The 11797-nt window shown below is 44.2% G+C and carries 12 protein-coding genes; 1 reads left to right on the plus strand and 11 read right to left on the minus strand.

The window, feature by feature from the left end; all coding sequences use genetic code 11:
* Positions 1-17 precede the first annotated feature (17 nt).
* From C0J08_RS14100 to C0J08_RS14150, 11 genes are all read right to left on the minus strand, one after another.
* Positions 18-842 (minus strand): helix-turn-helix domain-containing protein, encoded by an 825-nt coding sequence (locus C0J08_RS14100; protein ID WP_212652573.1) that lies wholly within the window; start codon positions 840-842, stop codon positions 18-20.
* Between the two features lie 257 nt (positions 843-1099).
* Positions 1100-2389 carry an amidase gene (locus C0J08_RS14105; protein ID WP_212652574.1) on the minus strand — a complete coding sequence of 430 codons (1290 nt, stop codon included), beginning with the start codon at positions 2387-2389 and terminating at the stop codon, positions 1100-1102.
* A 28-nt stretch (positions 2390-2417) separates the two neighbouring features.
* On the minus strand, positions 2418-3590 hold the full coding sequence (locus C0J08_RS14110) for an alpha-hydroxy acid oxidase (RefSeq protein ID WP_212652575.1): 1173 nt from the start codon (positions 3588-3590) through the stop codon (positions 2418-2420).
* 62 nt (positions 3591-3652) lie between these two features.
* The gene (locus C0J08_RS14115; protein WP_212652576.1) at positions 3653-4156 is read right to left on the minus strand and encodes a flavin reductase; all 504 of its coding nucleotides are present in this window, start codon (positions 4154-4156) and stop codon (positions 3653-3655) included.
* A 29-nt stretch (positions 4157-4185) separates the two neighbouring features.
* Positions 4186-5139: a PDR/VanB family oxidoreductase gene (locus C0J08_RS14120; protein WP_212652577.1), complete on the minus strand. Its 954-nt coding sequence runs from the start codon at positions 5137-5139 to the stop codon at positions 4186-4188.
* Positions 5140-5225: 86 nt separating this feature from the next.
* On the minus strand, positions 5226-5981 hold the full coding sequence (locus C0J08_RS14125) for an SDR family NAD(P)-dependent oxidoreductase (RefSeq protein ID WP_212652578.1): 756 nt from the start codon (positions 5979-5981) through the stop codon (positions 5226-5228).
* A 33-nt stretch (positions 5982-6014) separates the two neighbouring features.
* Positions 6015-6497 carry an aromatic-ring-hydroxylating dioxygenase subunit beta gene (locus tag C0J08_RS14130; protein WP_212652579.1) on the minus strand — a complete coding sequence of 161 codons (483 nt, stop codon included), beginning with the start codon at positions 6495-6497 and terminating at the stop codon, positions 6015-6017.
* A 1-nt stretch (position 6498) separates the two neighbouring features.
* Positions 6499-7788, minus strand: a complete 1290-nt coding sequence (locus tag C0J08_RS14135) for an aromatic ring-hydroxylating oxygenase subunit alpha (protein ID WP_212652580.1) — start codon at positions 7786-7788, stop codon at positions 6499-6501.
* Between the two features lie 53 nt (positions 7789-7841).
* On the minus strand, positions 7842-8360 hold the full coding sequence (locus C0J08_RS14140) for a nuclear transport factor 2 family protein (protein ID WP_212652581.1): 519 nt from the start codon (positions 8358-8360) through the stop codon (positions 7842-7844).
* 30 nt (positions 8361-8390) lie between these two features.
* Complete coding sequence (locus C0J08_RS14145) at positions 8391-8753, minus strand: IacB protein (RefSeq protein ID WP_212652582.1); 363 nt, start codon at positions 8751-8753, stop codon at positions 8391-8393.
* 53 nt (positions 8754-8806) lie between these two features.
* On the minus strand, positions 8807-10003 hold the full coding sequence (locus tag C0J08_RS14150; RefSeq protein ID WP_212652583.1) for an acyl-CoA dehydrogenase family protein: 1197 nt from the start codon (positions 10001-10003) through the stop codon (positions 8807-8809).
* 637 nt (positions 10004-10640) lie between these two features.
* Here C0J08_RS14150 and C0J08_RS14155 point away from each other — a divergent pair.
* The gene (locus C0J08_RS14155; protein ID WP_212652584.1) at positions 10641-11786 is read left to right on the plus strand and encodes an ABC transporter substrate-binding protein; all 1146 of its coding nucleotides are present in this window, start codon (positions 10641-10643) and stop codon (positions 11784-11786) included.
* Positions 11787-11797 lie beyond the last annotated feature (11 nt).

Below are 11797 nucleotides of genomic sequence, written 5' to 3' on the forward strand. Positions count from 1 at the left end.
TAGGCGACCAGAATTTTTTAATAGAGTGTATTAACAATAGTGTTTCGCTTAAGAACTACATTTGAAGTTTCTTTAATAAATTGTTTAGGTGTCATATCTGTAAAAAACTTCACCTCTTTAGACAAATGAGATTCATCATAATAAGAAGATAGTATTAGGTCATTAAGAGAAAATGAGTTTTGACGTTCATTAAAAAGAATCAACTCGATTAGATTTTGAAAACGTACAATCCGACTATATTGTTTAGGCGACATACCTACAGCACTGGTGAACTTATCTCTAATTAGACGTTCACTTGAACCAATATATTCAGCTAGCTCTGATATCTTTAGATTCCCTCTGTCCTCTAATATTTTATTAATACTGTAATCAATAAAATCCATCTTCTTTGGCTCAAAAAAACCAAAAACAGTTAACCATTTCTGAGTTAACAAAATGCGCTCTTTAAAACTATCGGCCAGTGTAATCTTCTCAGACAACTCTTTACCAAAGTAATTTAAACCAGATAAAGAAACGCCTTTATTGATCAATTCGGAATAACGAAAAAAAGACAATCTTCTGCTAACAGAGGTAGATAACCTAATGCCATAGTAAGTTTTACCGGCATTAAAATTAATGTATTGAGGGGCTAGAACAGATCCCCAAATCGTAGATGAAGCATTGTCTTTATCACAACAAAACTGAATATCCGCACAACCATCTGCAACTACCACGGTATGATCGGAAGATGCTCGGAACTGGTAGTACAATACAGATATGTTTTTGTAGTTAACAATGCACTCTTTGTAATCTTCAAAATCGGAAGAAAAACAATATTGAATCGGTATAGAACGATGGCTCATAAAAAAACCCTTTTTAATAATCTTTTTGCCATATCCAAATGACAGAAAAAATTACGTACAAAGTTTGCTATCCGAGCGATTCTCCTAATATTCCTTATAACTACTATAAATAAGATTAAGACCTTATCGAAATATTGATCTAAACAAGGACGCATAAACCAGTATTTCTGTGCAGAAATATGACATAAGTTTAGCGTCCCTATTAATTAGATAGCATAAAATCGGATAAACCACACTTATTATTCAAGCAAAGCTACTTAATTTAACAATTCTTTGAACCAGCGAGCGTGGTGTAATAAATCATCATCTTCACGCACCTTGCCAATAAGTTGTAATCCCAATGGAATACCGTTTGCATCTTTCATGCCAGGAACGTTAATAACAGGTAAGCCCATAGCTTGCCAAGGGCGACTCATATGAGGTGCACCTGTTGCAGCATGACCTAATGGCGCAATATCTGGGGCAGCCGGAGCCAAGATGGCTTGAGCCTCTGGCGCATAACTCCATAACCAATCACGGCAAGCCTGAGCGGCATCCAAAGAAGCAACATAGGTAGAGCGATCCATTTTCAAGCCCTGCTCCATTAACGCAGCCAAAGGATCACTTAGCTGATTTTTTTGAAAAGACTCAATCGCTAAGTTACGGCATACTTCCCACGCCATGATATTAATGTGGTGCTCCACCATGTCTTTTATGCGATCACCAGCTTCTAACACAATGACTTTGACACCCTGTGATTCAAGCAAGTCGACAGCGCGTTGTGTAGCGTTTTCCATGGCAGCAGAGGTCACCCCCACTAACTCACCGTGACATACCAACACACATTTAGGTGCAACGGCAGTGCTAGCTTTAATGGAAGTAGGTTGGCGTAACAAAATCGCTCTTAATAACTGAATATCTTCAACATTTCGCGCAAACAGCCCCAACGAATCAAGGGATTGGGCCAATGGTTGGCCACCACGCAGTGAAAATTCACCTCGACTTCCCACATACCCGATAGCACCACAGTAAGCCGCTGGACGAATCACCGAAGCGGCCGTTTGCGAACCCAGCGCCATTGGCACCATGCCATCAGCAATCGCAGCCGCTGAGCCACTAGACGAACCACCGGGTGTACGCTCTAAGTCGGCAGGATTCTTCGTCTTGCCTGGTTTGAAATAAGCAAACTCAGTCGTAACCGTTTTACCTAATACTATGCCACCCGCGGCACGAATTAACGCCACACAAGTCGCATCTTCAACCGGCTGTCGCCCTGTATGAATAGGAGACCCCATTTCCGTGGGCATTTCCTCGGTATCAATAATGTCTTTCACACCCAATGGCAGGCCTTTTAACAAGCTCGCATCAAAGAAGGCTTTATTCGCTTGATAATAAGCAAGGTATTCATCACGAGTACGCTTCTTTTGCCATGCTCCCACTTCCAATTCACGGGCTTCTATACGATCGAAACAAGCGTGAATGAGCGCTTCGGTGGTGCAAACTCCCTCTTCAATAGCGCGAAGCATTTGGCACAAGCCCATTTCATTTAAATCCATGTTCTTATTCATAAATAAACTGCCTACTCGTGTTGTATTTTTAGGGTAAATAAAGGTGCGCATGACTCAGTTCATCTAAGCGCTGAACGCCCATTAAATTGAGACTGCGAGACAACTCTTCTTGCAAAATATCCAATACTCTTGAAACACCGATCTGACCACCAGCAGCAACACCAAATAACGTCGCACGCCCAAGCATCACACCTTGTGCACCTAGAGCGGTGGCTTTCACTACATCGCTGCCGCGACGAATGCCACTATCTAATAATATGTCTATGTCACCGCCTACGGCTTTCACAATAGCTGGCAAAGATTCGATGGAAGACAAGGCGCCATCAAGCTGTCGGCCACCATGATTACTGACCACAATGCCATCAACCCCTAACTTCACAGCTTGCTTCGCATCATCAGGGTGTAGTACGCCTTTTAGAATCAATTTGCCATGCCATTGATCTCTAATCCTGGCGACATTTTCCCAATTAAATAAAGTATCAAGCTGCTCTTGGATAAATTTCATCGCGCCCAATGCACTTTGTTCATGGGTCGGTAAATAAGGGTTTAAATTACCCATGGTCGGTAACCCATAAGGAAACATGACTCGACGAATCCAGTTCGGATGCAGCATAACGTTGGCTTTATTGCGCCAAGTTAATTGACGAGGCCTAGCAAAATTACGTCGATCCCATTCGCGATTTCCCACGACAAAAGCATCAGAAGTAATGACTAAAGTACTTACGCCAACCGCTTTGGCTCGCGCCAGTAGATCATCATTAAGTTGAGTATTTTTTAATCCATAAAGCTGGAACCAGAAATCAAGCTCCTGAGCCGCTTCACGCACTTGCTCCATGGACGCGTTCGACACAGTACTCAAACAAAAAGGAATCTTTTTTGTGTTAGCGGCTTTTGCCAAAGCGACATCGGCCTGCGGCCAAAGCATGCCATTAAACCCAGTTGGACCGATCATCATAGGCAATGCACTTGCTGAACCGACCAAAGAACGAGTTAATTCTGGAGGATAATTGGCGACTAAAGTATGGGAAGTCAGCCGAATCTTAGCGAAATCACTCTCGTTACAGCTTAAAGTCTGCTCATTTTCAGCCCCACCAGCCAAGTACTCCCAAGCAAAATCAGGCAATCGATAGCGAGCAAGCGCAGTCATTTCGGCGACACTTTGCACTCTAGAAACATCTGCGCCTTTATAAAACCTACGCACACTCTCTCCTTAGAAAACAGCTGAGCTTTATAACCTATGCGATATTGATTGCCCTATCTAGATTACTTAGTTTGCGCAACAGATTGCTCATTCAAGCAATGGTATGCTCGGTTGAAATACACCAAACCTTGGCCATCTGTACCCACTTTTGCATCTTTCACACGGCAATAAAATACAGTATGAGAACCAATTTCATGGCTTTCGTGGATTTCGCAGTCAAAGCTAACCAAGGCTTCATCCAATGCCGGAGCGCCCGTTTTTAGCGTTGTCCATTGGTGTTTAGCAAAACGCTCTTCACTGTTTAATTCACGGTTAGCAAAATCCCAAGAAACACCTTGATGATGACTTTGCAATACGTTCACACACAACACGGCATTCTTTTTAAAGTGTGGGTTAGCGAATGAGTTACGATTCATACACACCAACAAAGTTGGTGGCTCATCCGTCACACTGGTTACCGCCGTTGCAGTAAAACCAAAACGTCCAGCTTCGCCATCAGTAGTGATCACGGACACGGCGCCACCCAGCATAGACATGCCATCGCGGAATAATTTTGTATCTATCATGGTATTCTCCTACCCTTTTTTAGGGAGTATTAAATATCGAGGACAAGGCGAGGAGAAAGTGAACGAGAACAACACAAAGTAATTTGGTCATTGTCTTCTTTCTCTTCTTCCGTCAAGTAAACATCACGGTGTTCAGGAATGCCTTCAATCACATCACAAAGGCAAGTGCCACATGTTCCCTGCTCACAGGAAACTTTCACTTTTACGCCAGCGGCTTTAAGTGCGTCAGCAATGCTTTCGTTTTCACCTACCTGTACCGTAACACCACTTTGCTCAGCAACGACTTCAAAGCTTGCACCGCCAGTTTCAACTTCGACGTTAAAAAACTCTTTATGTACGTTGCTGTCGGCCATCCCGAGATCTTTCGCGGTACTAATCACCCAATCCATAAAGCCATTTGGACCACAAACATAAAGATGAGTGTCAGCATCAGCGTCTTTCAAAACCGTTTCCAAATCCAAGCGCTGATCTTCAGAATCAAAATGCAGATCAACATGGTTTGCGAATGAACAAGACGCTAGCTCATCAAGGAAACCACTTGTTTCAGGCGAACGACTACAATAATGCAATTCAAATGCTTTACCTTCCGCTTCCAAGGAATACGCCATTGCAATCATCGGCGTGATTCCGATACCGCCACCAATCAAGATAGAGCGTTTCGCACTTTTCTCTAATGGAAAATGGTTACGCGGAATACCAATAGTTAACTCGGTGCCTTCTTGTAAATTCAGATGGGCAGCAACAGATCCACCACGAGAGTTTGGATCTTTTAAAATACCTAAGCGATAAGCACTGGTGTCCGCAGGGTTACTACAGAGAGAATACTGACGGATTAGGTCATCACTTAAATGCACATCTACATGTGCTCCGGCCTCAAAAGCTGGCAATGCCTCACCATTGAGGCTCGCAAGCTCTAAAGCCATCACACCGTCAGTGTGGTTTTCTCGTTTACGAACAACGACTTTCAATAATGTTTCAGACATGCAACTCTCCTCCCGACCCAGGCCGAAGTCGGGACCCTGGTTCACAGACATAACTCAAATAAAACTCGATAAGCAGGCAAGGCTGCTTATCGCATAAACAAACCGCCATTGACATCCCACGTTGTTCCGGTGGTGAAGTAGGCTTCTGGACGAGCAAATTGCACGACCATATCACCAATAAAGTCCGCATCACCTAGTTGGCCAACAGGAATCGCCCCTAGCAAGGTTGGCAAACGCTCTTCTGGCACCAGCGCGGTAACCATTGGCGAATCAATTGGACCAGGAGCAATGGCATTCACCGTCACACCCTTGCTAGCAAGCTCTTTGGCAAAGACTTTGGTTACCGTCAAAATCCCCCCTTTGGAAGCCGCGTAATGAGCACCGGTTGAAGTGCCTCCATTTTGGCCTGCCAAAGACGACATATTGATGATACGGCCATAGCCTTGTTCCGCCATGTGTTTACCCATCACCTGACAGCCAACAAACACACCACCAAGATTGATATTCACCACTTCGTTAAATTCTTCAGGGGAAATATCCATAACTGGAGTGGCTTTTGTTACTGCCGCGTTATTGACCAACACATGCAAGGCACCAAACTCAGCCAAAGCAAACGTCAGTGCCTTTTCGAAATCGGACTTCTTAGCAATATTCAACTCGCAAGCAATGGCACTTTTCCCTTCTGGATCAAGGGAAAGTGCGGCTGATTTAGCCGCCTCACCATTAGCATCGGTCAATACCACACGAAAACCTGCCGCATACAAACGTGATGCGATATGAAATCCAAGTCCTTGCGCGGCACCAGTTACTAGTGCCACGTTTGATTGTGTAGATTGAGACATTATTTCGCCCTCTTTTTGGGTCATCAAAGACCGTTAAAAGATGAAACTTACTGTGCGTAAGAAACCGTCAGCGTGCATCAGTTTGACTACCTTACGATCAATCATAAAACCGTCAGCGGTTGGCTTTAAGCGATATTCCAAATCCGCTGGGTAGGACACGAGATTACCGTGACGCAACTCATTCAATGTCATCGCACAACGCACTGCCACGTAGTCTGCCGTTTCTTCCAAGATACGCATACGAGATACCATACGAACCGTACCGCTGACCGAACCAGCCGACACAGACTCACCACTTTCTAAACGAGCCACACGCATACGACGCATATCGGCATCATCCAATGCTAGGTTCAAGGTGTTTTCATAGTCCGTTTCATTGTTGTCAGTTGGTACAATGTATAAGCCATTCTTATCCCAAAGAGACAACCAGTCTTGGTATTCTTTGTGATCCAACAAATCAGCTTCATGCCAAATAAACGCCGTTACTTTACTAAGCAGGTCTGTATTAATTGTCATCTTATTTCTCCCCTTCGGCGGCCATCATTTGCTTGTATTTTTGGTACGCTCCGCGCATGCCTGTTTCAGAACACACAGCACCCGCGACATTACCATCAGGTGATGTATGTAAATTCCCCATACCGCGGTTAACCAAAATCCAGCCATCTTTACCCGCCATTGATCCTTTCTGAACACGCTCCCACGCTTCACCATCATCAGGTGTTCCGAAGCCCATAGGTCCTTGAAAGTGTTCGTGTAGACGCATACGCTTGCGGTTAAAGGGTGCTGGAGCCCCTTCGCCACCTAAAGCAACGTGTTGAATTTCTGTTACCTCAGCACTAACCGGACGCAATACGCGGAAGAACGCCATTGAACAAGATACGTTAGGGAATAAGTTCAAGTTAAAACCTGTACCATGAGCGGCACGTACAAGACGTTTCACTTGTTCCTCGTCTTGACCTTCATCACGTAACGCTTGTGCCAGCTCTTCAAAACGCGCTGGAATTGGTTGATCCAAGTCCGCTTCTAAATCCACCAAGTCAGGGATCATCACCATAACACTGTGACCGTGACCCAAATCTTCAACAAAACCGTCACCATCTAGGAAGTCGAAAATATCCGCTGTGGCATCATCCAATGAGCTGATAAATGACTTATGGATAATTGGGAAATGGTAAGCATCTGTGGTGTTTTCAAGCTGGATTTTCCAGTTACCTGGGAAGTTAAAGCGATGCTCGCCCAATACTTTTAATGGGTAGCCGCCGCCTTGTTTAATAAACAAGTCGATCCATTTTTTCGCCCCGCCCAAGAAATCTTCTAGTGGCTCAATGTCGCTTTTAAAAGTCGCAAAAACCAGCCCCTGATAGGACTCATGACGCAAGCTTTCTAGAGGCAGGTCGTTTTTATCCAACACACCTTCGTATTCTTCCGCTTTCGGAATCGCACGCAAACCACCGTCTAGACCGTAACCCCAGCCATGGTATGGGCAAGTAAAGGCTTTGGTTTTACCTTTACGGCCTTCACATACCGTTGCACCACGGTGACGACAGCGGTTCAACAAAACATGTATGTTCTTTTTACGGTCACGACTTAAGATCACCGGATGACGACCAACGAAAGCGGTTTTAAAGCTGCCAGCATCTGGCACTTCACTTTCGTGACCGATATAGACCCAAGTGTTTTGGAACACTTTATCTAATTCTTCTTCAAAGATTTCTGGGTCTGAATACAACGCTTTGTGAACACGACCCTCTTCAACCATATCCGCCGCTTTTTGACTGATATTTTTCAATTCAATTAATTCACTCATCTTCTTTCTCTCTTTAATCTTTTAGACATAGACCCTATCGCTTTCGTGTCAGCTTATTTCGGCACAGGCAATGTGGCGTCATCATTCCAATCTGATACAGGGCGACTGAACAGATTCTCTGATTGAAAATGCGCCATTCTCCATACACCGTCATCACGGCGGAACGACACGCTTAAACGAGCACTGTTCAAATGCGAACCACCCGCACTAAAGCTCGATACTTGAATCATGTTCCAACTACCAAAAGCCTTGTCACCCTCCACCCGAATCACTTCGGATGACAGGTAATGCACGTTTAACGAAAAATGCGCAGGCTCTACGGTATATTTGGACAACATCGCGACAATAGCTTCACGGCCTTCATAACCACCAAAGCTCTTCGCGTAACGGGCTCCCTTGCCTTCCCACTTAGCGTCTTCGGTGAACAGATCACCCAGTTCATCCATAGGTGTAGATGGATTTAAGTGGTCACACAGATCCATATAGCGATTGATACAAGCACGAATCGCGCGATCACTTTCCAAAGCGTCAACTCGTGCCAATATCGCTTCTAGTTCATTCGTGTCCTTCATACTTGTACCCTTGTTATTTGTCGTTAGGTCTTAGGCGCGTTGTACAATCAATTCACGGCCGATACGAGATTCGATTTTCACGTAACGCCAAAGTTTGTATGGCGTATCGCCTACCGCTGTCGTACGGAGCAAGTTACAGCAGGCAACCACAGTGTCGTAGTCTTTAACATCAGCCAACAGATAGGTTGTCCAAGGGTAGCCAGCAGAAGGACCAACCATGCTTTGGTCATCATCCATATTGCCGATCACTTCAACGCCATCCATGTCATGAATGCCATTCCACATTTCACCAAATGCCGCCCAAACGTCTAATTGCTCTTCGCGTGCAGCGTCCATAAAGTTTTGGTTAATACCCATGCAAAACAGTACGCGTAATGGTTTTTTCTCGCTCATAATCTTTTCTCCAATATTCAAAAAGTTCTAAAAAAACAGATCAGACCAATTTCTTATATATAACCTGGTAATGGTTTATGCCCAAAGAAGATAGCTCCGGCATTTTGCCAAGTAATGTCACCCATAAAAGCGTGTTGAGTAACCACTTGTGCATCATTCACAAAACGCGACAACGGGCTGGTTTTATAAACACCCGTCATACCGGATACCATTTGCACTTTACGGGCAACGTCCGCGCCAACACGTGAAGCATGTGTTGAAGAAAGACGTAATAAATTAATTTGCTCTACAGACAGCTCTTCGTTCTTCTCTAGTGTCTGCCAAGCATCATTGATGGCATCGTAGAAAAAACAACGCGCTGCACGCAAATCAGCATCCGCTTTCGCCACTTCCGCCTGAGTGAGAGGACGCTCACCGATATTAGGCGCTCCCGTTACGGAAACACGACCATAAGCCATTGCTTTAAGCTCATCCAATGCTGCTCGTGCGATACCTAAGCCAACAACCGACAATACTTGAGTGGCTAAAGAAAGTGATGGATAACGGAATATTGGACCTTCTAAGCTAGACGCACCGCCACGAATACACGTCCAGTCTTCAGGAACATCAACATTGTTTACAACCAAATCATGACTACCTGTACCAGCCATACCGGTTACATCCCAGTTATGTTCAATTTTTAATTTGCTTGAAGGCATCACAGCCATACGAGGCGCGCCGATGGTTTCACCTTCACCGTCTTTCGGTAAAATGCCCACACCAATTAAGTCGGCACCTTTAGAGCCACTAGACCAGCTCCAACGACCTTTCACATTGTAATTGCCAGCACTAAGCTCAGCGGCTTGAGGTGGAAAAATCCCCCCAGCAAACACAACGTCAGGTGAATCTGCATAGATTTTCTCTAGAGTCGCGACCGGCAGTGCAGATAGGTAAATCGCACCAATACCGAAGCTCGCCACCCAGCCCGCAGAGCCGTCAGCCTTAGAAATTTCTTCTACTACTTCGCAGAATTGAGCGGCTGTGATTTCGTCACCGCCAAATTTCTTAGAAACCAAGGCACGATAAATACCTAAACGTCGAAACTGTTCAATCACATCTTGGCTAATGAACTGCTGATCATCGAACTCGCCTTTACGAGCACGATCCCTAATGTCGTCCATTACCTTTTGAAAATCTTCAGTCCCCAATGCATCAAAAACTGATCCTGAGGCTTTTTCTTGGTTAAGCGTACCTTTGTTATTCAGACTCATAATTAACTCCTCTAATGCAGACTTAGTTACTGACTCTATAGAACGAGTGCACCGTTCAGCCGAAGGTTCTTATTATTTTTTACTGCATTAATAAAAAGATTAAGAACTTCTCTTTCTCCGTCGAACAACAACATCTAACGTCCAGTATTGCATCACTCAAAAACATTGAATCAATGTATAAAGAATACTAATAAGGTCGTATTAATTACTTTACTTGTCAACTAATTTTTCAAGTTAATTATCAACAAAATAACAGATTAAAAACCGAACAACAAATAAAAATCATTTCAACAAAAACGCCAAAAAAACGACTAAACGGATGATTTAAAACAATAAATAAGTAAAAAAAGCGATTTTTGGCAGTAAATAAATAGCATAGAAAAACCCCACACCACCTCATTGCAAAAAATTAAAACAAGCCTAAAAAGCGCTTTTTTGGATTTTTTTGTTTGTTTTTTTGTGTTGTTTTTTACAAAAAACAATGGCAGGCTAATTTCGGAATAAGGTATGGAAATGTGTAAATTCAATAAAAATAAATAGAAAAATAATTACCCGCTGAAGAAATGCAAAAGGCATCTCCAAGGGATAGAAAGCGCTGTAAACATCACATAGTGTTCACTACATATAGGAAAATCTTATGACACCTAAAAAAGTAATATCTGCATTATTTCTAAGCTCTTCATTGCTCGCACCACTAGCAAACGCCGATATAAAAATTGGCGTAATCAGCTCCAGCACTGGGCCAATCGCGCTAGTGGGTATCCCTCAAAAAAATACTATTCCACTTCTTCCCACCTCGGCTGGCGGTGAAAAAATCACCTACCTCCCTTTAGATGACGGCAGCGACCCGACCGCAACAGTGAAAGCATTCAAAAAATTAATTGATGAGGAGCATGTAGACGCAATCATAGGGCCAAGTGGCTCAGGCAACGCGATGAGTGTCATTCAATTCGCAGCGGAATCCGGAACACCAATGCTAGCTCCTGTTGGCACAGCGGCAGTGGTATTACCTATGACAGAACAAAAGAAATGGGTGTTTAAAACCACACAAAACGACGATCTGATTGCCGAAGCGCTAGTCGAACACATGAAATCAACCGGTGTTAAAACCATTGGCCTTATCGGCACAGCCGATCCCTATGGTGAAAACTGGGCCAAAGTAATGAAAGACCTCACTCAAAAGTCAGGCATTCAGATTGTTGCGAACGAAAAATTCCAACGCCAAGACACATCTATGACGGGCCAGAGCTTGAAAGTCCTAATGGCCAACCCAGATGCTGTATTGATTGCCGCTCCAGGTAGTTCATCCGTCATGCCGCAAACCACTCTAAAGGACCAAGGTTACGGCGGTACAATTTACCAAACACATGGCGCTGCATTGGACCCCTTCCTGCGTCTTGGCGGCAGAGCTGTTGAAGGCACTATCCTAGCCGCAAGCTCTATGCTGGTATTAGATGAAGTACCAAACAGCCCTTCCAAAGAAATCGCCGCAAAATACATCGAAGACTACAAAAAACTGCATGGCGAAACACCCGCTACTTTCGGCGCCAATGTGCTCGATGCCGGTCTACTTCTTGAAAACGCCATCCCAAGCGCACTTAAATCAGGCAAGCCCGGTTCAGCCGAATTCCGCAGCGCACTGCGTGACGCACTGGAAAAAACCAAAGAAATGCCAGCAACACAGGGCGTTTACAACATGACGGCAGAAGACCACAGCGGCTTTGATGAACGCGGTCGCGTTTTAATCACAGTTAAAGATGGCAAATGGGCATTATTAAAATAACAGCTGATTTA

It is taken from the genome of Marinomonas sp. CT5, from assembly GCF_018336975.1.
Lineage (GTDB): Bacteria > Pseudomonadota > Gammaproteobacteria > Pseudomonadales > Marinomonadaceae > Marinomonas.

What these genes read in the sequence shown, in the direction of transcription:
- C0J08_RS14100 (WP_212652573.1), bottom strand. Translation starts at nt 842, where the DNA reads ATGAGCCATCGTTCTATACCGATTCAATATTGTTTTTCTTCCGATTTT.
- C0J08_RS14115 (WP_212652576.1), bottom strand. Translation starts at nt 4,156, where the DNA reads ATGATAGATACAAAATTATTCCGCGATGGCATGTCTATGCTGGGTGGC.
- C0J08_RS14150 (WP_212652583.1), bottom strand. Translation starts at nt 10,003, where the DNA reads ATGAGTCTGAATAACAAAGGTACGCTTAACCAAGAAAAAGCCTCAGGA.
- C0J08_RS14135 (WP_212652580.1), bottom strand. Translation starts at nt 7,788, where the DNA reads ATGAGTGAATTAATTGAATTGAAAAATATCAGTCAAAAAGCGGCGGAT.
- C0J08_RS14140 (WP_212652581.1), bottom strand. Translation starts at nt 8,360, where the DNA reads ATGAAGGACACGAATGAACTAGAAGCGATATTGGCACGAGTTGACGCT.
- C0J08_RS14125 (WP_212652578.1), bottom strand. Translation starts at nt 5,981, where the DNA reads ATGTCTCAATCTACACAATCAAACGTGGCACTAGTAACTGGTGCCGCG.
- C0J08_RS14130 (WP_212652579.1), bottom strand. Translation starts at nt 6,497, where the DNA reads ATGACAATTAATACAGACCTGCTTAGTAAAGTAACGGCGTTTATTTGG.
- C0J08_RS14145 (WP_212652582.1), bottom strand. Translation starts at nt 8,753, where the DNA reads ATGAGCGAGAAAAAACCATTACGCGTACTGTTTTGCATGGGTATTAAC.
- C0J08_RS14155 (WP_212652584.1), top strand. Translation starts at nt 10,641, where the DNA reads ATGACACCTAAAAAAGTAATATCTGCATTATTTCTAAGCTCTTCATTG.
- C0J08_RS14105 (WP_212652574.1), bottom strand. Translation starts at nt 2,389, where the DNA reads ATGAATAAGAACATGGATTTAAATGAAATGGGCTTGTGCCAAATGCTT.
- C0J08_RS14120 (WP_212652577.1), bottom strand. Translation starts at nt 5,139, where the DNA reads ATGTCTGAAACATTATTGAAAGTCGTTGTTCGTAAACGAGAAAACCAC.